The sequence below is a fragment of the Bordetella sp. genome (genome assembly GCF_057362025.1).
In genome coordinates this window covers 117,099-140,671 of record NZ_JBMQQZ010000079.1, presented here as the reverse complement: position 1 = coordinate 140,671, position 23,573 = coordinate 117,099, and the positions used below count along the sequence as shown (strand labels likewise).

The window sequence follows — 23,573 nt, the reverse complement described above, 5'->3', positions numbered from 1 at the left end:
AACGCGGCGCTCTGGTACTTAGCCGCGCGCGCCGCGCTACGTACGCTGTGCCGCACGTTCACCATGAAACCGCGAGGAGACTGCCCATGCCCGCCACCGTCAGCGCCGAGATGCTGGCCGCTTTCGCCGACGCCTGGAACCGCCACGACATCGATGGCCTGATGTCGTTCATGCACGAGGACTGCGTATTCGAAACCGTCGCCGGCCCGGAGGCCTACGGCAGCCGCCACGTCGGCCCGCAGGCCGTGCGCCGGGCCTTCGCGGCCGCGTGGGAGAACGTGCCCGACGCGCAATGGCGCAACGGCACGCACTGGGTCGCGGGGGACCGGGGCGTATCCGAATCGACTTTCACCGGCACCCAGGCCGATGGCACGCGCATCGAAGCCAACATGGTCGACCTGTTCGTATTCCGCGACGGCAAGATCCTGGTGAAGAACGCCTTTCGCAAGAACCGGCCGCCGCTGCCCGCGCGCCAGGCCGCTTCCGCCTGACGCCGGTCATTTCCTTCCGCTTCCCTTACCTGGGGATTCATCGTGGCCGCATACGTTCCCACGCCCTCCCCGGCCGCGACCGCCGGCGTCCCGCCAGGCACCGGCCCGGCCCCCTACGATCCCTTGTTCGATCCGCTCGTGTCGCCGACCGGGCAGGGGCAGGACTACGCGCCCACGTACTGGGTCGCGTCCGCCGGCCCCCCGCCGCCGGACGACGGCCCCGTGCGGGCCGATATGGACGTCGACGTGGCGATCATCGGCTCGGGCTTCACGGGCCTGGCCACGGCGCTCGCGCTGGCGCGCGATCACGGCGTACAGGCCGTCGTGCTCGAAGCCAACCGCGCGGCATGGGGGTGCACCAGCCGCAACGGCGGCCAGGGCCAGAATGCCTCCGGCCGCCTGTATCGATCGCAATGGATCGCGCGCTGGGGCCTGGAAACCGCGCGCCGGCTCGATGCGGAGATACGCGAAGGTTTCGAGTACTGGAAGAGCCTCGTCGACACCATCGAGTGCGACGCCCAGCCGGGCGGCCATCTGTACACCGCCCATCGCGCCAAGAAGATGGTTTTCCTGGAGAACGAGGCGCGCGTCATGCGCGAACAATTCGGCTACGACACGCGCATATTGAGCCGCGAGGAGCTGCATGCGCGCTATACGGCGGACCGCGAGGCGGCGGGCGCCCTGCTGGAACCGGACGGCATCGGCGTGCATCCGCTGAAGCTGGCCTACGGCTATCTGCGGCAGGCGCGCGCGCTCGGCGCGCGCGTGCATACCGCCAGCCCGGTCCAGGGCTGGAATACCGTGGGCGGCGTGCACCGCCTGCGCACGCCCGGAGGCGAGGTGCGCGCCCGCCGCGTGGCGGTGGCCACCGGCGGCTATACGCCCCAAGGGCTGCATCCGGCCCTGTCGGGCCGCATCATGCCCATCCTGTCCAACTCGATGGTCACGCGGGTGCTGACGCCCGCCGAACGCGAAGCCGCCGGCCTGCGCAGCACGGTATTCATCACCGATACGCGCACGCTGCGCTTCTACTATCGCCTGCTGCCGGACGGCCGCATGCAGATCGGCAGCCGCAGCGCCGTGTCGGGCGCGGACGCGCGGCATCCGCGCCATCTGAACCTGCTGCGGGAAGGCCTGGCGCGCAAATTCCCGGCACTGCGCGATGTGGACATCGATTATTCCTGGTGGGGCTGGGTGGACGTCAGCCACGATATGATGCCGCGCATCGCGCAGCCGGATCCGTCCCAGCAGATCTACTACGCCTGCGGCTACGGCGGCAACGGCGTGTCGTTTTCCGCCGCCGCCGGCCGCCGCATGGCGCAACGCCTGATGGGCCAGGCGGGCGCGCAATGGGACCTGCCCATCTACAACTCGCCCTTGCCGGGACACGTGTTCGCGCCCTTCCGGCGGATCGGCCAGGCGCTGCTGTACAAGTGGTACTACCTGCGGGACGAGGTGATCTAGCCGCTCGGCCCGGCCTGCCCCCCGCTGCCTGCTTGCGCTACGGCTAGAAGGTCTTGGCCAACTCGCGCGCGGCCTGCTGCAATTGCGGCACGAACTCCAGCGCGCGCGACAGCGGCGTGCGGGGGACCGGCGCATGCACCGCGATCGCCGCCAGGCATACGTCGTTCTCGTCCATCACCGGCGCGGCCACGCAGACGATGCCGGTCAGGAACTCTTCGTTGTCGATGGCGATGCGCTTGCGGCCGATGCGGTCCAGTTCGGCCTCCAGCAGCTCGACGTCGGTAATGGTATTGGGCGTGTGGCCCTGCAGTTTCAATGCATGGACCAGCGCGGTCCGCCGCGGGCGCGGGAGCATGGCCAGCAGCAGCTTGCCACTGGCGGTGCAATGCGCCGGCACATGCGAGCCGGGCTTCAAGTCCAGGCGCAGCGGCCAGGGCGCTTCCATGCGGTCCAGGTAGAGCACTTCGCTTTCGTGCAGCATGGTCAGGTTGCAGGTCTCGCCCAGTTCGGCCACCAGCCGCGACAGGATGGCATGCCGCTGGCGCCGCTCGCCGGCCAGCATCACGATGCCCAGCCCCAGCTGCGCCAGCCGTGGCCCGATGGCGTAGGCATTCTTCTGTCCTGGTTCGCGGATGACCAGTCCGCCCGCCTCCAGCGAGGCCAGCATGCGATGCAGCGAGGCCTTGGGCGCGGGGAATTCCTGCACGATTTCGGCCAGGGACACGGGCCGCTCGGCCCGCACGAGGTGCTCCAGCAATGCGAACGAACGCAGCGTCGGGGTATCCGCCTTGGTCATGCCAGCCGTTCCGGAAAATGAGACGAGCTATTGTAGCCCTGCCCGGACGGCAGCCGCCCTTTCTACAGGCGAAAGGTTTCCGCGGTCTTGGCCGCGGCCGCGCGCAGGTCCGGCACGAAGGTCTCCAGGTCTTCCAGCGTGACCCGGCCTACCGGCGCCTGTACCGCGATGGCGGCGCAGGCGCGCGTGCGGTCCAGCATCACCGGCACCGCGATCGCGATCAGGCCCTGCAGGTGTTCCTGGTCGTTCACCGCCAGCCGCCGTTTGCGCGTCAGGGCAAGTTCCTCGCGCAGGCGGTCCCGGTCGACGATGGTGCGCTCGGAATAGGCTCTCAGGGGCAGCGTGGCCAGGACGCGCTCGCGCCGCTCGTGCGGCAGGAAGCTCAGCAGCAGTTTGCCGCTGGCCGAACAGTGCAGCGGTACGTGCGAGCCGGGCTGCAAATGCAGGCGCAGCGGCCAGCGTGTCTCCACGCGGTCGACGTAGACGACGTCGTTGCAGGACAGCATGGTCAGGTTGCAGGTTTCGCCGATGCGTTCGACGAGTTGTTCGAGCAAGGCGTGACGCGCCGCCGCCGGGCCGGCGTGCATCAACACGTTCACCGCCAGTTGGCGCACCCGCGACGAACATTCATAGAGCCTGTCGCCCGCGCCGCGCGTCACCAGCCATGCATCGGTGAGCTGGCCGAGAATCCGGTGCACCGTCTGCTTGGGAAGACCCAGCGTATCCACCAGCTCGGTCATCGAAAGCGGACGGCCGGCGCTGGCCAGGGTTTCCAGCACCCGGAAAGCGCGCACGGCCGCCGCATTGGATTGATTCCAATTCGTCATGCCTCCTCCAGCGGTTCCCTCTTCTTATGCTCTGTGTATTTTTGCGATGACTTTATTGTTTTTCGGGACAACACCGGTCCCGAAAAGCGTTTATTTCGATTCTAGCGAGGAAAGCTGGTGCGCGAGTTGAAAAAAACGGGACTTTGCTGCGGTGCGAGTGGACCTAGAGTGAGGGCCGGTTCTCTTGCAAGGAAGCAAACGCATGAACGCCTCCGCAACGCTGGCGGTTGCCGCCCCGGTTCCCGCGCAGACCGGCACCGGTTCCGCCTCCATCGCCACCATGATCGAACAGGCCCGCGCGGCGCAGCGAACGCTGCTGGCCGGCGGCCAGCAAAGCCTGGACACCGCGGCCCAGGCAGTCGCCTGGGCCATCATGGAGCCAAACCGCAACCGCGCGCTGGCCGAGCTCGCGGTCGCCGACACGGGACTGGGCAATGTCCCGGACAAGATACGCAAGAACCATCGCAAAACGCTGGGCCTGATGCGCGACCTGCATGGCGTGCCGACGACGGGCGTCATCTCGCGCGACCCGGCGCGCGGCCTGGTGGAAGTCGCCAGGCCGGTGGGCGTGGTGGCAGCCATCACGCCGTCGACGAATCCGGCCGCGACGCCCGCCAACAAAATCATCAACGCGCTGAAGTGCGGCAATGCCGTGATCGTCGCGCCTTCGCCCAAGGGCCATTCGACCTGCGCGCGGCTGCTGGAATACGCGCACGCCCAACTGGATCGCTGCGGACTGCCCGCGGCGCTCGTCCAGATGCTGCCCGCGCCGGTCGATAAACAGGCCACCGGGGAATTGATGCGGCAAGCGGACCTGGTGGTCGCCACCGGATCGCAGTCGAACGTCCGCATGGCTTACCAGAGCGGCACGCCGGCCTTCGGCGTGGGCGCCGGCAACGTCGCCGCCATCGTCGACGCCAGCGCGGACCTGCGGCTCGCGGCGCAACGCATCGCCCGCTCCAAGATGTTCGACAACGCGACCAGCTGCTCGTCCGAGAACAGCGTGGTGATCGAGGACGCCGTTTACGCGCGCATGCTGGACGAGCTTGCCGCGGCCGGCGGCGCCCTGCTGGATGCCGCCGGCAAGACGGCGCTGCAACGCGCGATGTGGCAGGAAGGCAAGCTGTCGCACGCCATGACGGCGCGGGACGCCGCCACCCTGGCCATCCGCGCCGGCCTGCATGCCATTGCCGCGCGGCAGCCCGGCTTTTTGATGGCCGAGGAAGACGGCTACGGCCCGGATCATCCATTTTCCGGAGAGAAGCTATCGCCCGTGCTGGCCGTCTACCGTGCGCGCGATTTCGCGCATGCCGCGGAGATCGTCGACCGCATCTACGCCTATATGGGCGCGGGACATTCGGTCGGCCTGCACACCGCGACGCCGGAGCGCGCCGAATCCCTGGCGCGCGGTCTTCCGGTGGCCCGCGTCATCGTCAATCAATCGCACTGCTTCGCCACCGGCGGCAACTTCGACAACGGCCTGCCGTTCTCGCTGTCCATGGGCTGCGGCACGTGGGGGCGCAACAACTTCTCCGACAACCTGAACTACCGGCACTACCTGAACATCACGCGCATCGCCCATCCCATCGAGGAACGGGTCCCGGAGCTGGACGATGTATTGGGCGACTTTTTCGAGAGGTACGGACAATGAGCGGCGCCAGCACCATCCGCGACCTGATCGACGCGCGCGCGGCGACGCATCCGGACACGCCTTTCCTGATCGCCCTGGACGACGACAACGCGCCGGGCCGGCCGGCGACGATCCTGACCTACGGCCAGCTACAGGCCGATTGCCGCGCGCTGCGGGCACGCCTGCGCCAGCAGGGTTTGCAGCGTGGCGATGTCGTGTCCGTTTATATGGGCAATTGCATCCACGCCGCGCGCCTGCTGCTGGGCGCCATGTACAGCGGCCTGGTCGCCAATCCCATCAACCTGCTGTGCCAGCCGGTCCAGACCCGCCACATCCTGCGCCATTCGGACTCCCGGCTGGTCTTCACGACCGCCGCGACGCAAGGTCCGATCGACGCGGCGCTGACCGAACTGCGCGCGGACGGGCTCGCCGGGTTGCCGCATCCGGTATGCATCGACGGCCCGATGGCATGGCGGCCGTCTCGGGCAGGCCATGCCGTGCTCGCCGAGGGCGAGGGCGAGGCTGCGCCGGCCGGGCCGCGATGCCGTGATGCCGACGCTTCCGGCCCGGCGGACGCGCCGGCGCCCGGCCACGATGCCCTGCTGATGTATACCTCCGGCACCACGGGCACGCCCAAGGGCGTGCTGCTTACGCACGCCAACCTGGTCGCCAACGCGCAAATCATCAGCGCGGAGCATCGCCTGGGCCCGGAAGACCGGGTCATGGCATCGCTGCCGCTGTATCACATCAACGGCCTGGTGGTGACGCTGCTGGCGCCGCTGGCGCATGGCGGGTCGGTCGTCATGCCGCCGCGCTTTTCGGCGCGCACTTTCTGGCGCGATGTCATCGACCATCGGTGCACCTGGATCAATGTGGTGCCCACCATCGTCGCCTATCTGCTGAATGGGGAAGAGGCCGCCGATGCCGACGCCCTGCGCCGCATCCGCTTTTGCCGCTCGGCATCCGCCGCCCTGCCGCCGGAGCATCATCGCGCTTTCGAAACACGCTTTGGTATCGGCGTCATCGAAACCATGGGCATGACGGAAACCGCCGCGCCCCTATTCAGCAACCCCCTTGCCGCGGACCGGCGGCGCGTAGGCAGCATCGGCCTGCCCTGCGGCGCGCAGGCCAAAATTCTGTTGCCCGACGGCCGCACGGCCGAGCCGGGCGAATGCGGCGAGATCGTGGTGCGCGGCCCGCAGGTCATGCGCGGCTACTACAAGCAGCCCGAGGAAACGCACAAGGCCTACACCGACGATGGCTGGCTGCGGACCGGCGACCTGGGCTACCGCGATGCCGAAGGCTACTTCTATATCAATGGCCGCGCCAAGGAGCTGATCATCAAGGGTGGGGAAAACATCGCGCCGCGCGAGATCGACGAAGCCTTGCTCAAGCACCCCGGCGTGCTGGAGGCGGCCAGCGTCGGCGCGCCCGACCCTTCCTACGGCCAGGAAATCATCGCCTTCGTCGTCCCCCGCGGCGACCGCATCGACGTCGACGATCTGCGCGCGCATTGCCTGCGCGAGCTGGGCCGATACAAGACACCCAAGGAGTTCCGCACCGTGGCCGAGCTGCCGCGCGGCCCCTCGGGCAAGGTGCAGCGCCTGAAGCTATTGCCCTAGGGCCTGTTAAGAAAGAAGGCGAACGGCACGAATCGACCGGATAACCGGCGCAGACAGGAGGAGACGACATGGGAAAGCGACTACCGCACGTGAAGACCCGCCACATCATCCTGGGGGTCATGTGCCTGATGTACTTCATTTCATATATCGACCGCGTGAACATTTCGGTGGCCGCGCCCATGATCCGCCAGGAGATGGGGCTGACCAGCACCGAACTGGGCCTGGTGTTCTCGGCTTTCGCCTATCCCTACGCGGCCATGCAGATCATCGGCGGCTGGCTGGCCGACAAGTACGGACCGAAGCGGGTGCTGATCGTGCTGTCCCTGATCTGGGGGGTCGCGACGCTGGCCACGGGTTTTGCCGGCAGCGTCGGCATGCTGGTGATGCTGCGCTTCCTGCTGGGCGTGGGTGAAGGCGGCGCGTTCCCCACCGCCACGCGTGCCTTTACCTATTGGATGCCGGCCACGGAACGCGGCTTCGCCCAGGGCATCACCCACAGCTTCGCGCGTCTGGGCGGCGCCGTCACCCCGCCGCTGGTCCTGGTGGTCATCGCCTTCGGTGGATGGCGCGATGCCTTCCTGCTGCTGGGCGCGCTCAGCCTGGTCTGGACCGCGCTGTATGCCTTCGTGTTCACCAATTCGCCGGAACAGCATCGACGGGTCGACGCGAGCGAGATGGCCGAGATCGGCTACCGCAAGGGCGATTGCGAGCGCGCCCGCGACGCCAAAACGCCATGGCGCATCCTGGTGCGCCGCATGTGGCTCGTGACCTTCGTGGACTTCTGCTACGGCTGGCTGCTGTGGGTATACCTGACCTGGCTGCCGTCCTATCTGAAGGAAGCGCGCGGCTTCGACCTGAAGCAACTCGCGTTGTTCACGGCCCTGCCGCTATTGGCCGGCGTGATCGGCGACACGTTGGGCGGCGTCGTCTCGGATCACCTGTACAAGAAAACGGGGCGCTTGCGCATGGCGCGCTGCACCGTGCTCGTCACCGGGATGCTGGGCTCTCTGGTTTTCCTGGGACCGGTAGTTTTCGTGCGCGATCCGATCGTCGCGGTCCTGCTTCTGAGCGCGTCGTTCTTCTTCCTGGAGATCACCAATCCCGTGCTGTGGACCCTGCCGCTGGACATTGCGGGCAAGTACGCGGGCACCGCCGGCGGAATGATGAACACCGGCTTCGGCATCGCCGGCATGATCTCGCCCGTGGTGTTTGGCGTGCTGATCCAGACAACGGGAAGCTACACCGTGCCGTTCGTGATTTCCGCCTGCCTGCTGGCCGTCGGCACTATCGCCGCGCTGTTCATCGATACCGGCAAGACGGTGGAGGCCGAAGAGGCGCGGCTGGCCGCGGCGGCGGCCGGCGCGGCCTCCCACCGCGCGGGCGGCGATTTCGCCGGCGTGGCGGTGTGGCGTGCCGGCAAATAGCGGCTATCCCGGATATGCCAGGGCGCCGGGCCGCGCCCCGGCATACCCCGCGACGCGTGGCAGCGCCCGGCTTACTCGGCCTTCGCCCCCGACTTCTTCACCACCTCGGCCCAGCGCGGGATCTCCCGGGCCATCAGGTCGCGCAACTGTTCGGGCGAGCCCCCCACCAGTTGCATCCCCATGGTCTTGCCGAGCTTTTCCTGCACATCAGGTTCCTTGAGGATCTCGGCGATTTCCTTGGACAGGCGGTCGACGATGGCCTTGGGCGTGCCCTTGGGGGCATACACGGCCTGCCATGACGACACGTCGAAGCCCGGCACGCCCGCTTCCTGCAGCGTGGGGACGTCCGGCGCCAGCGGGATCCGCTTGGCCGTCGTCACCGCCAGCAACTGCAGCTTGCCTTGCTGCAGCAACGGCAAGGCGGCCGTCATCTGGTCGAACATAAAGGTCACATTGCCGGACGAGACGTCGACCATCGCGGGCGGCGTGCCCTTGTAGGGGATGTGGGTCAGCGGCACGCCGATGGTCTGGGCGAACAGCTCGCCCGTCAGATGGGTGGACGTACCCGCGCCGGACGAGGCGAAAGTGCGCTTGGAGGGATCCTTCTTCAGCAAGGCGATCAGATCGGCCACCGACTTCAGCTTCAGGTGCGGATCGACCAGCAGCACGTTGGGCAGGGTCGCCACCAGCGACACCGGTTCGAAGTCCTTGACCGGGTCGTAGCTGAGGTTCTTGTACAGGCTGGGATTGATGGCGTGGGTGCTGATGGTGCCGCCGAACAGCGTGTAGCCGTCCGGGGTCGCCTTCGCCACATAGGCGGCGCCGATGGCACCGGCCGCGCCCGGTTTGTTTTCCACCACGACCGACTGGTGCAGGCGCTCCGACAGCTTCTGCGCGATGACGCGGCCCACCACGTCGGTGGATCCGCCGGGCGTGAACGGCACGACATAGGAAATCGGTTTCTGTTGCGGCCAGTCGGCGGCGTGCGCCGGGATGCCCACGGTCGCCAGCAAGCCGGCGCCGGCCAGGGCGGCAAGCGCCCTGCGTCGTTGCGATGTCATGGTTGTCTCCTGTCTATCGCTTTTGCTATGGACATGCACGGCCCCGTGCCGGCATGCGGGATATGGCTTCCGCGGGACGAACGCCCCCCGGCGCCGCCCGGGCAGGCGCGGCGCCGAAGGCCCGGCAAAGATGTCCGGCGCGGGTTTCCGGGCGGTTCTAGCGGCCGCGCGCCTTGCGCCATTCGGCGAAGGCATCACGCGAGGCCGGGTCGGTCGGCGGATACAGCCCCAGCGTCGATGCGCCTTCGCGCACGCGCTCGGTGACGAAATCCTCGAATGCGGTCATCTCGGTAGCCTCGGCGGCGATCTCGTCGGCCATATGGGCGGGGATCACGACCACGCCTTCCCCATCGCCGACGACCACGTCGCCCGGGAACACGGCGACATCGCCGCAGCCGATGGGCACATTGATGTCCAGCGCCTGATGCAGGGTCAGGTTGGTGGGCGCCGAGGGGCGCTGGTGATAGGCGGGAAAGCCCATTTTGGCGATCTCCGGCGAGTCGCGGAAACCGCCGTCGGTGACGACGCCGGCCGCGCCGCGCTTCATCAACCGCGTCACCAGGATGGAACCCGCGGATGCCGCGCGCGCGTCATTGCGGCTGTCGATGACCATGACCGCGCCTTCGGGGCAGGTCTCGATCGCCACGCGCTGCGGATGGCTGCGGTCCTCGAAGACCTTGATGTGATTCAGGTCCTCGCGCGCCGGGATGTACCGCAAGGTGAAGGCCTCTCCCACCATATTGGGCAGGTCGCCGTTCAGCGGATGCACGTTCTGGATGAACTGGTTGCGCAGGCCGCGCTTGAACAGGGCCGTGCAGAGCGTGGCCGTGCTGACCTGCGCCAGCCGGGCCTTGGTTTCGGGTTTGAGTTGCGACACGGGGAACTCCGGGATATCGGTGGAAGGCGCGCGAAGGCGCGCGCCGGATACGGGCGGACGCGGATCAGAAAATCTCGGGTTCGGAGACCGGCGCGCCAAACCCGGTTTCCAGGAAATCGAAATCGCAGCCTTCGTTGGCCTGCAGGATGTGCTTGGAATACATCCAGCCGTAGCCGCGCTCGTAGCGGCGCGGCGGCGGCTGCCACGCGGCCCGGCGCGCGGCCATTTCCTCGTCGCTGATATTCAAGTGGATGCGGCGCGCGGGCACGTCCACGGTGATCAGGTCGCCCGTGCGCACCAGCGCCAGGGGGCCGCCGATATAGGCTTCCGGCGCCGCGTGCAGGATGCAGGCGCCGTAGCTGGTGCCGCTCATGCGCGCATCCGACAGCCGCAGCATATCGCGCACGCCCTGCTTGACCAGCTTGGTGGGGATGGGCAGCATGCCCCATTCGGGCATGCCGGGGCCGCCTTGCGGGCCGGCGTTGCGCAGGATCAGGATGTGGTCGGCGGTGACATCCAGGTTCTCGTCCTCCACCGCGGCCTTCATGCTGGGATAGTCGTCGAACACCAGCGCCGGGCCGGTGTGCTGCAGGTATTGCGGCGCGCAGGCGCTGGGCTTGATGACGCAGCCGTCCGGCGCGATGTTCCCGCGCAGCACGGCCAGCGCGCCTTCGTCGTAGATGGCGTTGTCCAGCGGACGGATAACGTCGTCGTTGTAGACCTCCGCGCCCTGGATGTTGTCGCCCAGCGTCTTGCCGTTCACCGTCAAGGCCGACAGGTCCAGATGCGCCGCCAGGCGGTTCATCAGCGCGGGCAGGCCGCCGGCGTAATAGAAGTCTTCCATCAGGTAGGTATCGCCGCTGGGCCGGATGTTGGCGATGACCGGCACCTTGCGGCTGGCCGCATCGAAATCTTCCAGCCCGACCGCGCAGCCGGCGCGCCGCGACATGGCGACCAGGTGCACGATGGCATTGGTCGAACAGCCCATGGCCATGGCCACGTTGATGGCGTTCTTGAACGACGCCACCGTCAGGATCTTCTGCGGGGTCAGGTCGTCCCACACCATCTCGACTGCGCGGCGGCCGCACTCGGCGGCCATGCGCATGTGACTGACATCGGCGGCCGGAATGGAGGACGCACCGGGCAGCGTCATGCCGATGGCCTCGGCGATGGCGGTCATGGTGCTGGCCGTACCCATGGTCATGCACGTGCCGTAGCTGCGCGCGATGCCGCCCTCGACTTCCGTCCATTCCACTTTGCTGATATTGCCGGCGCGCCGTTCGTCCCACAGCTTCCATGCGTCGGAGCCCGAACCCAGCACCTTGCCCTTCCAGTTGCCGCGCAGCATCGGGCCCGCCGGCAAGTAGACGCAAGGCAGGCCGGCGCTGATGGCGCCCATGATGAGGCCCGGGGTGGTCTTGTCGCAGCCGCCCATCAGCACCGCGCCATCCACCGGATGGCTGCGCAGCAACTCTTCCGCCTCCATCGCCAGCATGTTGCGATAGAGCATGGTGGTCGGTTTGACGAAGGACTCCGATACCGACAGCGCCGGCAGCTCCACGGGAAAGCCGCCCGCCTGCAGCACGCCGCGCTTGACGTCCGCCACGCGCTCCTTGAAATGCATGTGACAGGGCTGCAGATCCGACCAGGTGTTGAGGATGGCGATGATGGGCCGGCCTTCCCAGTCTTCGGGCGCATACCCCATCTGCATCATGCGGGAACGGTGGCCGAAGGAACGCAGGTCGTCCTTGGCCATCCAGCGCGCGCTGCGCAGGCTTTCGTAAGTGCGTGTCATGGATTCCACTCGTATCGGATTTATAGGCGCCGGACCCGGCCGCGGCGTGTCTCGGCTCGCATTGAAACACTAATGTATTAGTATGTCAACGCGGTCCGACCGCTACAATTCCGGGTCCGATTCCTATCCTAACTCCGGCGGCGCGGCCGGCCAGGCAAGCCGCGCCACGCCTACGCGCAGATCCATGTCCTTGACTGAAATCCTCTCCACCCTGCGCCTGGCCCGCTCCCGCCACGCCGCGCCGCAGGTCTTCGACAAGCTGCGCGAACTGATCGTGTCGATGGAGCTGGCCCCCGGCACCGTCCTGCCCCGGCCCGAACTGGCCGAAGCCTTCGGCTTGAGCCAGACGCCCATCCGGGATGCGCTATTGCGACTGAGCGAGGAAGGTCTGGTCGACATCTTTCCGCAGCACACCACCGAGGTCAGCCGCATCGATATCGCGGCCGCGCGCCAGGCGCATTTCCTGCGCCGTTCGCTGGAACTGGAAATCGTCCATGTGCTGGCCAGCCGCGCGGACGCCCTGCTCGCCGCCCGCCTGCAAGGCCATATCGACCTGCAGCGCGCCAGCCTGGCCGCCAACCAGTACACCCAGTTCATCGCCGCCGACCAGGCGTTCCACCGCGAGATGCACGACGCGGCGGGGGTGCTCGGTCTTTGGGAGCTGGAACAACGCTACAGCGGCCACGTCGATCGCCTGCGCCGGCTGCATTTGCCCGAAGCCGGCAAGGCCGAGCGCATCCTGCAGGACCATCAGCGCATCCTGGATGCGATCGTCGCGCGCGATGCGCCACGCGCGCAGCAGGCATTGCGCGAGCACCTGTCCGGTACCCTGAGCCAGGTGGAAGACATCTGCAAGCGGTATCCCGACTACGTCCGCGCGGCCTGATCGCGCGCCCCTTGCGGCTGCGGCGGCGCATCGCCTTGCGGGTCCGGCGTCGCGTGGCGCGGCGGCATCGCGGCGCCTGGCACGCCCGGCGTTGCGTGCGGCAGCGGCACGCCGTCCACCCAGGTACGCAGCATCACGTGGGTGACCGCAAGAATCACCGGCCCGATGAATAGCCCGACCGGCCCGAAAGCCAGCAGGCCGCCGACCACCCCGCACAGGATAAGCAGCAGCGGCAGGCGCACTCCCCGGCTGATCAGCACCGGGCGCAGCACGTTGTCCATGGTGCCGATAAAGATTCCCCACAGCAGCAGCAGTGTCGCGGCCAGGTTGGCGTCCAACCGGTAAAGCCAGATCACGCCGAACGCCATGGGAAGCAAAGGGCCGATCTGGGCCACGCATAGCAGCAGCATGATGGCCGTCAGGATGCCCGCCGCCGGCACGCCGGCCAACCACAGGCCGAGTCCGCCCAGCGTGGCCTGGACAATGGCCGTCAGCACGATGCCCAGCGCGACGGCACGTACCGCCTGGCCCGCCAGCAGGATGGCGCCCTCGCCCGCCTGGCCGGCCAGCCGGACGGCCAGGCGCGACACGAAACCCGCCGCGGCCTCGCCATGCGCGTAGAGGATGCCGGAGAACACCAGCGTCACCAGCATATGCACGGCGAAGGCGCCCAATACTGCCGCGCGGCCGAGCACCCAGCGCGCGCCCAGCGTCAGGTAGGGCTCTATCCGCGCCAGCAGGCCGCCCGGCCCCGCATCGGACAGCCGCTGCCATTCCGTGGCCGTCCGATGCCCGATCAAGGGAATGTCGCGCACCCAGCCGGGCGGCGGCAGCAAGGCATAGGTGGGCAGCTTGCGGATGGCCACCATGATCTCGTTGGCCCGCTCCGCCAAGGTGGCGATGGTGTGATACAGCGGCAGCACCATCACGACGACCAGGCCCGCCATCATGACGGTAACGGCCAGCCACCGCCGCTTGCCCAACCGCCGCTCCACGGCCAGCAGCAGCGGCCACGATGCCACCACGATGGTGGTCGCCCAGATCAATCCCGGAATGAATGGGCGCAGGACGTACACGCTGCCCACCAGCAAGGCCGAGAGCACGACGATCAGGAAAAAGACGCGAGCGATATCGCCACGATCAGGCTGGCTCATATCGCCCCCTCGCGGCCCGGCGCCGCCTGGTTCTGAGGCATGCACGCATCGCGTTCCTCCATGCCGCCGCGGCGGAATCGGGGGAAGAAACACACCAGCCAGGAATCGCGTGGCGCGGCAGGCTTGCCCGCGGTGAAGACACCGGCACGCCGCGCTACTGAGGAAAATGTACGCCCGGCGAGCGTGCCGGCGGATGGCCGCTAACAACTGCTTGCGCGGCTGAAGAGCAGTCCATCCCGCCCGGACGGATCATGCAAGGCCGCGATTATCCATAGGAAAACCGGCCTTGCGCCCGCATCCCGCATGAAAGATTTGAATCGTCCGCACACATACGGAGATAGAGGCGCGTCAGGTGGCGGCCGGCACCCGACGCGTCATCAGGGCGTCGAACGCATCGAATATCTTCTGCACGTAGGCATTCTTGAAGCGCAGTCCATCGTCCTCGACCTCCGGGTGCACCAGCATGGTGGCGTTGGTTTCGAACACCAGGACCCGGCCGTCGGGCAGCAGGGAAAAATCGATGCCGCAGTAGTCCATGTCCATGCGCATTCCGATGGCGCGCAACGCGGCCCAGGCAGGTGCGCCCAGCACGGCTTCGGGGTCCCGCAGGAACCGCTCTTCCTCGTCCAGCTTCCAGGCCTGTGAAAGCATGTCCGCGGAGAAATAGTGCAGCAGCCACAGGCTGCCGATCGCGAGGTGGTAGGGATACGGTTCGCGGTCGATAAAGATGACCCGGTACTTGCGGTAGCAGCCGTCGGCGGACCGGTACTCGTGGTAGTCGGTCAGGTATATATCCCCCGCGTCGGGCAGCGCGCAAGCGTCTCCGGGCGCGGCCAGCAGCACCACGCCCTGGCCTCCGTGCTCCCCCGCCGGCCGCACGATGGCGGGATAGCGCATGCCCGTACGGGCGATCGCATCGTGCACGGTCTCTCCGGCGCCGCCGCCGCGGTCCCAGCGCACCGTGGCGGGCACCAGGATGTCCGCGATGCCGTCGAGCAGCACGCCGATACGCTCGCGCGTCGTCCGCTCGATGCGATCCGGCTGGTTCAGCACCGGCGTCGGCGCCACGGCGGCGAAACGCGCCAGGTCTTCCCGGCACAGCACGCCCAGGTCGGCATCCCCGACGACATTGAAAGCGATGTCGTAGCGCGGCAGGCGACGGGTGCGGCCGCGGACCATGCCGACCACGCCCAGGTCCACCACCCAACGGATGACCCGGTTCACCGCCGGCGGCAGCAGATGGCGAAACGGCACATTGGCAAAGCCGCTGGAGCACAGGATAAGGACGGTGCGGCGCCGTCCGCCCGCCCTGGCCTGGACGAAGGCGGCCTGGCGGCGATAGACGCGATGGACCTGCCGGCCGTTTTCGCTTGCGCGCCCCAGTTGCCGCAGCACCCAGGCCATGCAGATGTGCGCCGTGAACAGCCCTGGATCGATCATCAAGGCCCGCTCCAGCCAGTGGCCGGCAGCATCCCATTGGCCATGCCTGGCGTACACGCGGCCGATCTCGAACAGGTCGACCGCACGGCGCCGTTCGATGGCATCGATGCCGATCCGGGCGGATGCGGCATCGGCGACCTGCCCGCTGGCGTCGAAGGCTTCGACCAGCGCGCGATAGACATCCAGATCCAGCGGCAGGTCGGCGGCGGCCCGCTGCAGCGCTTTTACCGCTTCCGCATGCCGGCCGGCCCCGTTAAGAGCCCGGCCCAGGGCGAGCCATTGTTCACCCGCTACGCACGGTACAGAGTCGGAGATCGCTGAAGTCATGCCGCGAGCGTAGCCGACCGTAACCCGCTGTTACCTGAATAGCGGCGGTCGCGGCGCGTGCGCCGTGCGGCCTTATCGATCCGTGCCCTCTCCCGATCCGGCGGGCCTCCCGATCCGGCGAACGCCGGGCTCAGGCCAGCCGCAGGGCCGGCAGGTCCAGGATGCGCACTTCCTTGCCATGCAGGGCGATCAATCCGCGCTGCTGCAGACGGGAAAACATCCGGCTGACGGTTTCGAGCTTCATGCCCAGGTGCGAGCCGATCTCTTCGCGGCTCATGCGAAGCGTGAACGCAACCGGGGAATAGCCGCGCTCGGCGTAGCGGTCGGCCAGGTCCACCAGGAAGGCGGCAACCCGCTCTTCGGCGCTTAGATTGCCCATCAACATCAGCAGTCCGGCTTCGCGCACGATTTCTCGGCTCAGCATGCGCTGCATGCCGCGGCGCACATCGGCGTGTTCATCCGACAGTGCCTCGATTTCACGGTACGGCAGCACGCAGACGACCATGTCCTCCAGCGCCACCGCGTCGGTCTCGTGCCGGCCTGTCGCGATCGCATCCAGGCCGAGGAATTCACCGTTCAAATGGAACCCGGTGATCTGCTGCCGCCCGTCGCGGTACAGCCGGATGCTTTTGCAGGTGCCGGCGCGGGACGTGTACAGGTTGCGCAGCGGATCGCCGGCACGGTAGACCGCCTCGCCCGCGCTGACCTTGCGCGAGCACACGGGCAGCGCCACCGGCCTTTCCTGTCCGCCGCGGCACAGCTGGGCCGCCTGGCAAAGCCTGCGGGCCCCGCAGCCGTCGCACGGCACGCGTCCGGCGGTCCTGGGCGGCGCGACGCTGTCCAGCCACGGCGCCGACCCGGATAGATATTCTGAGAATGCGAACGTGTCGGTGTGAAGGTCTTCCATGGCGGCTCCGTGGCGCGAATGTCGTTGCCTGACCGTACCGGCCGCGCCCAGATGCCGCGCCCCGTATGCAGGTGAATAGCATTGTGCCCAACAGGCCGGATGGCCAATATCGGCGTTTCCGGGACACTTTTTGTAGGGCATCGCCTACACGCCCGGCGCGCCGGCAGGGGACCGTCGTTGCGCGCGATTCCACAACGCGGCCGCTAGTGCAAAAAAGACACAGTTATGAAAAATCTGGCGGAAAAATCCAGGAAGAATATCCCATCGAGTCGAAACCATGGTAGGCCGATTGAGATACACTTCCGCGTCGCCTTGAACGGGAGCCTCGCTCCATGCGCAAACCATTGGAATTTCTGGCCTGCGTACCCGTGCCATGGCTGCTGTTTCGCATTGCCGAGCCCCACGGCAATTACCTGGACGCCCTCATCGCCGCCGGGGCGATCCCGCTGATCCGCGCTGTCGCGTACCGCGCCCAGCGCGAACGCATCGATACGCTCCTGAAGACGGTACTGATAGGCGTGGCGCTGTGCGGCGTGGCGGGCGCCGTGGTGATAGCGCTGGGGCTGTGGACGATCTGGGCCGCGGCCTGGTCCACGGCCATGGGGGCAGTCTTCCTGGCCTCGCTGCTCGTTGGCCGGCCGGTGCTGCTGGGACTCTTGCCGGAATCGGGCTCGCCCTCGTCGGGCAAGCCCGCCGTCGTGCTGACGGCGACCTGGGGCGTGGCCTTCCTTTTCGAGGGCTGGTGGCAGGTGTGGTCGCGCGCCGGCTGGCCGTTCCAGCATTTCCTCGCGGCGGTCCCGGCGGTGAGCTATCTGACCATGCTGGGCCTGGTCGCCTGGTCGTTCTGGTATACGCACCGGGTCGAACGCCTGCCCGCTTCCTGACGCGCGGCGGCATGCCGTGTCCTCACCCTGGCCAGGCGTCGATTTCCGCGATGCCGTTCCCATTCCTGCTCGTCCATCGCCGTCCGCGCCCTTTGCCGGCGCGGCAACCCCGCCTGTCGTCCGCCTGGAACGCTACTTGATAGGGATCCCTGCCGCCCCGCGCGTGGCGTTTGATCGCCATCAAGCATGGCACTCGCAGAGCGGCGGACAATGATTTCCATAAAGAGGAGCGAGGCCATGTCCCACTTATCCGCCGCGGAGCTCACCGCCCTGGCGCAACGGCTGCGTGACATCCGCGCTCGCGCGCTGCTGGAAATGCAAGGCGGGGCCGATACGGGAGCCGGGCGGACGGACGCCGGCCACGAAGCCGGCGATGCCGCGGATGCCGCGGAACCGCGCCGGCAGGACGAAGTGCGCTGGGCCGAAATGGAAATCGACCGTCACACCCTGGCCAACGTCGACCGCGCGCTGGCGCGCCTGGCGCAGGACGAATACGGCATCTGCATCGACTGCCAGGGGGCCATACCGCAAGCGCGCCTGTTCGCCCTGCCCACCGCCATCCGTTGCGCGGCCTGCCAGGCCGTGGCGGAAGCCCACGGACGCGCCTGAAGTGGCTGTACCATAGCCGGCATGTCGCGCTCTCCCATTCCCCGCCTGGACCAGCTGTCACGGCGCCATGCCGATACAGCCGGCTCGCGCGCGCTGCAGGCGGACGACTTCGTCGCCTTGGCGCGGCTGCGTTTCGCCTTGCGCCAGTTCACCGCCTTCAGCGAATCCGCGGCGGCCGAGCGCGGGCTGACACCGCAGCAGCACCAGGCCCTGCTGGCGATCAAGGCCGCGCCGGACGAGACGATGACCGTGGGCGAAATCGCCGATTGGCTGTTGCTGCGGCCGCACAGCGCCGGCGAGCTGATCAATCGGCTGGAACGCATGGGCCTGGTCGAACGCCGGGCCGATGCGATGGACCGGCGCAAGGTGCACGTGGCCCTGACGCGCGCGGCGCAGGACAAGCTGGATGCCTTGTCCGTCGCCCATTTCGAGGAACTGCGCGCCATCGGCCCGATGTTGCGCGAGCTGCTGGCGCACTTCGATTCGGATACCGCCGGCGAGTAGCCGGTGGATGGCTATCGCGCCGTCGATCCGCCTTGCAAGGCAAGCAGCTTTTGCAGGGATTCGTCCAGTTCGGCGTCCAGCGCCGCGACCAGCTCAGCCGCCGGCAATGCCCGCGACAATCTCACCGCCTGGCCGGCCCATTGCGCCGCGAAGTCGCTGTTGCCGCGCGCCTTGGCCGCCGCGTTCAGCGCCTTGCCCGCATCGTAGGCAATGGGATAGTCCGGCACGGCTGGGCTGTCCGCCGCTTCGCCCAGCTGCATCAAGCGGTTGTAGAGCCCGCGGGCGCGGCGCCCGGAGATGGCCGCGGTCATGGAGGTGACCGCCCAGGCATCCGCCAGGGCCGCGCGGAACGCCGCGTCGGCGGATGACTCCGGACACGCGACGAAGGCCGTGCCCAGTTGCGCGCCCTGCGCGCCCAAGGCCAGCACAGCGGCGATACCCGCGCCATCCATGATGCCGCCGGCCGCCACCACGGGCAGATCGATGCGGCGCACCAGCAGGCGCGTCAAGGCCAGGGTGCCGAGGCGCTCGTCCTTCGCGCCGGGGTCGAATACGCCGCGATGGCCGCCGGCTTCGTAGCCCTGCGCCACGATCGCGTCGATACCGGCGTCCCGGATGCGCAGCGCTTCCTCCACGCTGGTGGCGCTGGCCATCAGGTAGATGCCGGCCTCGCGCAGCGCGCGGATGCGGGCGGCATCCGGCAAGCCGAAATGAAAGCTGACCACCGCCGGCCGCTCCGCCAGGAAGACCTCGAGCATGGCATCGTCCTGCACGAAGCTGGTGTAGATCTCGCCCAAAGCCTTGGGTGGCTCGGCGCCGAATTCGCGAAACACCGGCGCCAGGTAGGACAGCCAGGCGGCCTCGGTGGCCGCATCGGCCACGGCCGGACGATGGCAGAAGACGTTCACGCCGAACGGCCGCTGCGTCAGCGCGCGCGTGTCGACGATCGCCTTGCGCGCCGCCGCCGCTGTCATCGCCCCGGCGCCCAAAAATCCCAGTGCCCCCGCGTTGGCCGATGCGGCGGCCAGCGCGGGGGTGGTCACGCCGGCCATGGGCGCCTGGACGATGGGCGTGGACAATCCCAGGCGTTCTGTGAACGGGGTTCGGATACGGGCTGACATGATGGGCTCCTTGGCTGGGCTGTCGGATGTGCTGTCGGATGCGCTGTCGGATGTGCTCTCGGATGCGCTGCGGGATGTTTTCGGGCCGGCCGGCGCCGCGCGCGGCGGACGGGGTCAGGCTGCGCCGCGCCGCATCTCCTCGTAAAAGGCCGTGCAGGCGGACGTTGCGTACCCTGCGCGGCGGATCAGGAAGCTGTTGACGGTGCGCAGATAGGCGGTGCGCGCGGTGGCCGCCGCCGGATGCATTTCGAATACGGATTGCGGGATCGCCGCCACTGCCGTGCCGGCCATCACGCAGGCCAGGATGGAGGCATACGAGCCCTGCTCCAGGATGCCCCAGCCGTCCAGGCTATCGCCGTCGCGCGCCAGCCAGTCGTCGATGCAACTGCGATACGTGCAACCCTGCCCGAAGGCCGCGATGTTGCGCACGCGCACATCGCGCGCGCGCCGGATGCGCGGATGCGACGGCGGCGCCACCAGCAGCAATCTTTCCGAAAACAGATAGCGGCCTTCCAGATCCGCGCCCAGACGCGCCATGTCCGCGTGCTCCGGCCGACCTTCGCCGGGATGCGCCACGATGGCACAGTCCAGGCGGTGCGCGCCCACCGCATCGGCCAGGGCCTGCGTCGTACCGATCTTGATCTCGATGCGCACCGCGGGCCACTTGCGGTTGAAGCCGGCCAGCACGGCCGGCAGCCGGCTGGCCGCGGCGGCTTCCATGGAACCCAGCCGCAAGAAACCTTGCGGCGCTTCGTCGCGCACGGCCTGCCGCGCTTCGGCCGTCAATGCCAGGATGCGCTGCGCATAGTCCAGCAGGCGTTGGCCTTCCGGCGTCAGCGTCATCTGCCGCCGCCCGCGCTGGAACAGCACCGCGCCCAGGTCCTCTTCCAGGTTCTTGACCCGCGTGGTCACGTTCGATTGCACGCGCCGCAGCCGCCTGGCGGCCCGCGTCACGCTTTGTTCTTCCGCCACCGCGCGGAAGATTTCCAGTTCGGCGATTTCCATGGGTTGCCCCAGATTCTCTTCAAAGAATGCTATCGCGATTCACATTCTTTTTTTGAGATATTTTCCGCACGCGCACATACCGGCCATGCTCCGGCTGCCCGATTCAGGGAGGTCCCCGGCCTTTCCGGATCCGCGGATCAGAGCGCCTGGCGGTACAAAGCCGCGGCATCGTCACGGGACAGCTCGCGGGGGTTGTTCACCAGCAGGCGCGTCTGCCGCATGGCATCGTCGGCAAGCAGGTCGAGATCCTTGGCGGCGATCCCCACGTCCGCCAGCCGCGCCGGCAGGCCGAGGGCGGCTGGCAGCGCCTCCAGTGAGTCGATGAACGCCGCCGCGCGTGCCTCCGGCGACCCGCCGGCATGCGGCACCACCTGCTGGGCGAGTTCCGCGTACAGCGGCAGGGCTACCGGCAGGTTGAAACGCAGCACCGGCCCCAGCACCAGGGAATTCGACAAACCGTGCGGTACGTGGAACCGCGCGCCCACCGGGTAGGCGAGCGCATGGACCGCCGCCACGGGCGCATTCGCGAACGCCATGCCGGCCATGCAGGCGCCCACCAGCATGGCTTGCCGCGCCTCGCGGTCCGACGGCATTTCGCAGGCGCGGCGGATATTCGCCGCCAGGAGCCGCAGCGCTTCGCGGGCCAGGCTGTCCGATAACGGGTTCTTCAGGCGCTTGCTGGTATAGGCCTCGATGGCATGCACCATCGCGTCGATGCCGGTGGCGGCGGTGACGGGCGCCGGCAGGCCCAGCGTCAGGTCGGCGTCCAGCAAGGCCACGTCGGGCAGCAGCACGGGCGAAACCACGCCCTGCTTCATGTTTTCACCCGTCGTGACGATGGCGATAGGGGTCACCTCGGATCCCGTCCCGGCAGTCGTGGGGATCAGTACCAGCGGCAAGCGTGCGCCGCGCACTTTGTCCACGCCATAGATATCTTCCAGGCGGGTGTCGCCCGCCGCCAGCAAAGCGGCCAGCTTGGCCGCGTCCAGCGAACTGCCGCCGCCGAGTCCGACCACGCATCCGGCACCGCTGGCGCGCGCCTGTTCGGCCGCACGCAACACGACGTCGACCGGAGGCTCGGGTTCGACGTCCGCGAAGCACGATACCGCCAGGCCGGCGCCACGCAATGCCGCCAATACGGGCTCGACCAGCCCCGCCCGCGCCACCCCCGGGTCGGTGACGACCAGCACGTGGCGTGCGCCCAGCCGCGTGACGTGATCGGCCAGCTGGCCGACCGCGCCCGGCGCCACGATGACGGATTTCGCGGCGTGAAAAGCAAAGGTTTGCATAAAGGTCTCTCCTGGAGCGTGCTGCATCACGTTACGCGCGGCCTCGCCGGCGGGCAAGCGCGGAAGAGAGGGATGGGAAACCGGGGTCCGCACTACAATTCCGGTTTTCGCCGCCGCAAGGACGCCCCTCCGTGATCGCGCTTTCCGACTACGACCAGGCCCTGCTCCGGGGTGAACGCGGCGAGGCCGCCGCCCTGGCCATGCGGGTGCTGGTGCGTTCCGCCGCCGTCATGGGCGCGGACAGCCTGATCGATATCGAAAGCGCCCATATCGACGGTTGCCTGTACCACGGCCAGGCCAGCCTGGATTTCGTCGAAAGGCTGGTGCGCGGCGGCGGCAAAGTCCTGGTCCCGACCACGCTGAACGTCGGCTCGATGGACCTCATCCATCCGGAGCTGTTCCGCGGCGGCGACGCGCTGCGCAGCGCCGGCACGCGCCTGATGGAGGCCCACATCGAGCTGGGCTGCGAATCCAGCTTTACCTGCGCGCCTTATCAGCTCAAGCGGCGGCCCCGCCTGGGCCAGCAGATCGCCTGGGCCGAATCCAACGCCATCGTCTTCGCCAATTCCGTGCTGGGCGCGCGCACCAACCGCTACGGCGACTTCATGGACCTGTGCGCGGCGCTGACCGGCCGCGCACCGCGCTGCGGCCTGCATCTGACGGAAAACCGCCATGCCGGCATCGTCTTCGCGCTGGACGACGCCTTTCCCCGCGACCCGGCCGGGCGCGACATCTGGTATGCGGCGCTGGGCCTGCTCGTCGGGGAGCGCGCCGGCGGCGCGATACCGGCCATCACCGGCATGCCCCGCGATACGACGGAAGACGAACTCAAGGCCCTGGGCGCCGCCGCGGCATCCAGCGGCGCCATCGCCCTGTTCCATGCGGTGGGTGTCACGCCGGAAGCGCCCACCCTGGAAGCCGCGCTGGCCGGCCATCCGGCGCCGCGTACCATCCCCGTCGGCATGGCCGACTTGCGTGCCGTGCGGGCGACGTTGAACCAGGCAGCGCCTGGCGCGGCGCTGGCCGCCGTCAGCGTCGGTACCCCGCATTTCTCGCTGGCCGAATGCGCCGCGCTGGAAAGCCTGCTGGGCGGAGGGCAGCATCGCTTCGCCGTGGACTTCTACGTCAATACCAGCCGCTATATCCTTTGGGAACTGGAAGCGACGGGACAGGCCGAACGGCTACGCACGGCCGGCGTGCAGTTCGTGACCGACACCTGCACCTACATCACGCCCATCATGCGGCAAACGCAAGGCCTGGTGATGACCAATTCCGGCAAATGGGCGCACTATGCGCCCGCCAATATCGGCGTGCAGGTCGCCTACGGCAGCCTGCGCGAATGCGTGCGGTCGGCCATGCAAGGGAAGGTGTGCTTTGACGAAGCCTGATGCATTTCCCGCCCCGTCCCGCGCGGCCGCCTCCGTTGCCGGCACGCCGGCGGGCAGCGCCCGGTATCGCGG

At 68.1% G+C, this 23,573-nt stretch carries 21 protein-coding genes; 10 read left to right on the top strand and 11 right to left on the bottom strand.

The genetic code is table 11. From position 1 onward, the window contains the following. Positions 1–86: 86 nt before the first annotated feature. Positions 87–491, top strand: a complete 405-nt coding sequence (locus ACO1P8_RS16300) for a nuclear transport factor 2 family protein (RefSeq protein WP_486296926.1) — start codon at positions 87–89, stop codon at positions 489–491. A gap of 42 nt (positions 492–533) precedes the next feature. Then, positions 534–1,955 (top strand): NAD(P)/FAD-dependent oxidoreductase, encoded by a 1,422-nt coding sequence (locus ACO1P8_RS16295; protein WP_486296925.1) that lies wholly within the window; start codon positions 534–536, stop codon positions 1,953–1,955. 43 nt (positions 1,956–1,998) lie between these two features. Here ACO1P8_RS16295 and ACO1P8_RS16290 read toward each other — a convergent pair whose 3' ends face one another. Then, positions 1,999–2,751, bottom strand: a complete 753-nt coding sequence (locus tag ACO1P8_RS16290; protein ID WP_094842310.1) for an IclR family transcriptional regulator — start codon at positions 2,749–2,751, stop codon at positions 1,999–2,001. Between the two features lie 62 nt (positions 2,752–2,813). Further along, positions 2,814–3,578, bottom strand: coding sequence for an IclR family transcriptional regulator (locus ACO1P8_RS16285; protein ID WP_486296924.1), 765 nt, complete (start codon positions 3,576–3,578; stop codon positions 2,814–2,816). A 202-nt stretch (positions 3,579–3,780) separates the two neighbouring features. On the opposite strand from ACO1P8_RS16285, the gene sauS reads away from it, so the two are divergent. From sauS to ACO1P8_RS16270, 3 genes are all read left to right on the top strand, one after another. Continuing rightward, positions 3,781–5,229 (top strand): acylating sulfoacetaldehyde dehydrogenase, encoded by a 1,449-nt coding sequence (gene sauS / locus ACO1P8_RS16280; RefSeq protein WP_486296923.1) that lies wholly within the window; start codon positions 3,781–3,783, stop codon positions 5,227–5,229. Continuing rightward, positions 5,226–6,830 (top strand): AMP-binding protein, encoded by a 1,605-nt coding sequence (locus tag ACO1P8_RS16275; RefSeq protein WP_486296922.1) that lies wholly within the window; start codon positions 5,226–5,228, stop codon positions 6,828–6,830. Before sauS ends, ACO1P8_RS16275 begins: the two co-directional genes overlap by 4 nt. Positions 6,831–6,898: 68 nt before the next feature. Continuing rightward, positions 6,899–8,254: an MFS transporter gene (locus ACO1P8_RS16270; protein WP_486296921.1), complete on the top strand. Its 1,356-nt coding sequence runs from the start codon at positions 6,899–6,901 to the stop codon at positions 8,252–8,254. Positions 8,255–8,325: 71 nt separating this feature from the next. On the opposite strand, the gene ACO1P8_RS16265 is transcribed toward ACO1P8_RS16270, so the two are convergent. The 3 genes from ACO1P8_RS16265 to araD form a co-directional block, all read right to left on the bottom strand. Continuing rightward, on the bottom strand, positions 8,326–9,315 hold the full coding sequence (locus tag ACO1P8_RS16265; protein ID WP_486296920.1) for a Bug family tripartite tricarboxylate transporter substrate binding protein: 990 nt from the start codon (positions 9,313–9,315) through the stop codon (positions 8,326–8,328). 157 nt (positions 9,316–9,472) lie between these two features. Then, positions 9,473–10,192, bottom strand: a complete 720-nt coding sequence (locus tag ACO1P8_RS16260) for a ribonuclease activity regulator RraA (protein WP_486296919.1) — start codon at positions 10,190–10,192, stop codon at positions 9,473–9,475. A 64-nt stretch (positions 10,193–10,256) separates the two neighbouring features. Beyond that, on the bottom strand, positions 10,257–11,987 hold the full coding sequence (araD, locus tag ACO1P8_RS16255) for an L-arabinonate dehydratase (RefSeq protein WP_486296918.1): 1,731 nt from the start codon (positions 11,985–11,987) through the stop codon (positions 10,257–10,259). A gap of 184 nt (positions 11,988–12,171) precedes the next feature. On the opposite strand from araD, the gene ACO1P8_RS16250 reads away from it, so the two are divergent. Further along, the gene (locus ACO1P8_RS16250; protein WP_486296917.1) at positions 12,172–12,873 is read left to right on the top strand and encodes a GntR family transcriptional regulator; all 702 of its coding nucleotides are present in this window, start codon (positions 12,172–12,174) and stop codon (positions 12,871–12,873) included. On the opposite strand, the gene ydiK is transcribed toward ACO1P8_RS16250, so the two are convergent. The 3 genes from ydiK to ACO1P8_RS16235 all read right to left on the bottom strand — a co-directional run bounded on the left by ydiK (position 12,855) and on the right by ACO1P8_RS16235 (position 16,701). Next, positions 12,855–14,027, bottom strand: a complete 1,173-nt coding sequence (gene ydiK / locus ACO1P8_RS16245) for an AI-2E family transporter YdiK (protein ID WP_486296916.1) — start codon at positions 14,025–14,027, stop codon at positions 12,855–12,857. The two genes, ACO1P8_RS16250 and ydiK, sit on opposite strands and share 19 nt — an antisense overlap. A 348-nt stretch (positions 14,028–14,375) precedes the next feature. Continuing rightward, complete coding sequence (locus ACO1P8_RS16240) at positions 14,376–15,794, bottom strand: tetratricopeptide repeat protein (RefSeq protein WP_486296915.1); 1,419 nt, start codon at positions 15,792–15,794, stop codon at positions 14,376–14,378. Between the two features lie 130 nt (positions 15,795–15,924). Further along, positions 15,925–16,701: a helix-turn-helix domain-containing protein gene (locus ACO1P8_RS16235; RefSeq protein ID WP_486296914.1), complete on the bottom strand. Its 777-nt coding sequence runs from the start codon at positions 16,699–16,701 to the stop codon at positions 15,925–15,927. Positions 16,702–17,033: 332 nt separating this feature from the next. On the opposite strand from ACO1P8_RS16235, the gene ACO1P8_RS16230 reads away from it, so the two are divergent. From ACO1P8_RS16230 to ACO1P8_RS16220, 3 genes are all read left to right on the top strand, one after another. After that, entirely contained in the window at positions 17,034–17,585 is a 552-nt protein-coding gene (locus ACO1P8_RS16230) for a DUF3159 domain-containing protein (protein ID WP_486296913.1), read from the top strand. A gap of 237 nt (positions 17,586–17,822) precedes the next feature. Beyond that, entirely contained in the window at positions 17,823–18,194 is a 372-nt protein-coding gene (locus ACO1P8_RS16225; protein ID WP_486296912.1) for a TraR/DksA family transcriptional regulator, read from the top strand. 21 nt (positions 18,195–18,215) lie between these two features. After that, entirely contained in the window at positions 18,216–18,698 is a 483-nt protein-coding gene (locus tag ACO1P8_RS16220) for a MarR family winged helix-turn-helix transcriptional regulator (RefSeq protein ID WP_486296911.1), read from the top strand. Positions 18,699–18,709: 11 nt separating this feature from the next. Here ACO1P8_RS16220 and ACO1P8_RS16215 read toward each other — a convergent pair whose 3' ends face one another. The 3 genes from ACO1P8_RS16215 to ACO1P8_RS16205 all read right to left on the bottom strand — a co-directional run bounded on the left by ACO1P8_RS16215 (position 18,710) and on the right by ACO1P8_RS16205 (position 22,113). Continuing rightward, positions 18,710–19,819 (bottom strand): NAD(P)H-dependent flavin oxidoreductase, encoded by a 1,110-nt coding sequence (locus ACO1P8_RS16215; protein ID WP_486296910.1) that lies wholly within the window; start codon positions 19,817–19,819, stop codon positions 18,710–18,712. Between the two features lie 114 nt (positions 19,820–19,933). Next, on the bottom strand, positions 19,934–20,824 hold the full coding sequence (locus tag ACO1P8_RS16210; protein ID WP_486296909.1) for a LysR family transcriptional regulator: 891 nt from the start codon (positions 20,822–20,824) through the stop codon (positions 19,934–19,936). Between the two features lie 137 nt (positions 20,825–20,961). Beyond that, positions 20,962–22,113, bottom strand: a complete 1,152-nt coding sequence (locus tag ACO1P8_RS16205; RefSeq protein WP_486296908.1) for an iron-containing alcohol dehydrogenase — start codon at positions 22,111–22,113, stop codon at positions 20,962–20,964. 131 nt (positions 22,114–22,244) lie between these two features. On the opposite strand from ACO1P8_RS16205, the gene ACO1P8_RS16200 reads away from it, so the two are divergent. Next, positions 22,245–23,501, top strand: a complete 1,257-nt coding sequence (locus ACO1P8_RS16200; RefSeq protein ID WP_486296907.1) for an aconitase X — start codon at positions 22,245–22,247, stop codon at positions 23,499–23,501. Positions 23,502–23,573: the final 72 nt, after the last annotated feature.

What these genes read in the sequence shown, in the direction of transcription:
- ACO1P8_RS16285 (WP_486296924.1), bottom strand. Translation starts at nt 3,578, where the DNA reads ATGACGAATTGGAATCAATCCAATGCGGCGGCCGTGCGCGCTTTCCGG.
- ACO1P8_RS16290 (WP_094842310.1), bottom strand. Translation starts at nt 2,751, where the DNA reads ATGACCAAGGCGGATACCCCGACGCTGCGTTCGTTCGCATTGCTGGAG.
- ACO1P8_RS16250 (WP_486296917.1), top strand. Translation starts at nt 12,172, where the DNA reads ATGTCCTTGACTGAAATCCTCTCCACCCTGCGCCTGGCCCGCTCCCGC.
- ydiK (WP_486296916.1), bottom strand. Translation starts at nt 14,027, where the DNA reads ATGAGCCAGCCTGATCGTGGCGATATCGCTCGCGTCTTTTTCCTGATC.
- ACO1P8_RS16275 (WP_486296922.1), top strand. Translation starts at nt 5,226, where the DNA reads ATGAGCGGCGCCAGCACCATCCGCGACCTGATCGACGCGCGCGCGGCG.
- ACO1P8_RS16205 (WP_486296908.1), bottom strand. Translation starts at nt 22,113, where the DNA reads ATGCAAACCTTTGCTTTTCACGCCGCGAAATCCGTCATCGTGGCGCCG.
- sauS (WP_486296923.1), top strand. Translation starts at nt 3,781, where the DNA reads ATGAACGCCTCCGCAACGCTGGCGGTTGCCGCCCCGGTTCCCGCGCAG.
- ACO1P8_RS16235 (WP_486296914.1), bottom strand. Translation starts at nt 16,701, where the DNA reads ATGGAAGACCTTCACACCGACACGTTCGCATTCTCAGAATATCTATCC.
- ACO1P8_RS16215 (WP_486296910.1), bottom strand. Translation starts at nt 19,819, where the DNA reads ATGTCAGCCCGTATCCGAACCCCGTTCACAGAACGCCTGGGATTGTCC.
- ACO1P8_RS16270 (WP_486296921.1), top strand. Translation starts at nt 6,899, where the DNA reads ATGGGAAAGCGACTACCGCACGTGAAGACCCGCCACATCATCCTGGGG.
- ACO1P8_RS16225 (WP_486296912.1), top strand. Translation starts at nt 17,823, where the DNA reads ATGTCCCACTTATCCGCCGCGGAGCTCACCGCCCTGGCGCAACGGCTG.
- ACO1P8_RS16300 (WP_486296926.1), top strand. Translation starts at nt 87, where the DNA reads ATGCCCGCCACCGTCAGCGCCGAGATGCTGGCCGCTTTCGCCGACGCC.
- ACO1P8_RS16210 (WP_486296909.1), bottom strand. Translation starts at nt 20,824, where the DNA reads ATGGAAATCGCCGAACTGGAAATCTTCCGCGCGGTGGCGGAAGAACAA.
- ACO1P8_RS16220 (WP_486296911.1), top strand. Translation starts at nt 18,216, where the DNA reads ATGTCGCGCTCTCCCATTCCCCGCCTGGACCAGCTGTCACGGCGCCAT.
- ACO1P8_RS16230 (WP_486296913.1), top strand. Translation starts at nt 17,034, where the DNA reads ATGCGCAAACCATTGGAATTTCTGGCCTGCGTACCCGTGCCATGGCTG.
- ACO1P8_RS16265 (WP_486296920.1), bottom strand. Translation starts at nt 9,315, where the DNA reads ATGACATCGCAACGACGCAGGGCGCTTGCCGCCCTGGCCGGCGCCGGC.
- ACO1P8_RS16240 (WP_486296915.1), bottom strand. Translation starts at nt 15,794, where the DNA reads ATGACTTCAGCGATCTCCGACTCTGTACCGTGCGTAGCGGGTGAACAA.
- araD (WP_486296918.1), bottom strand. Translation starts at nt 11,987, where the DNA reads ATGACACGCACTTACGAAAGCCTGCGCAGCGCGCGCTGGATGGCCAAG.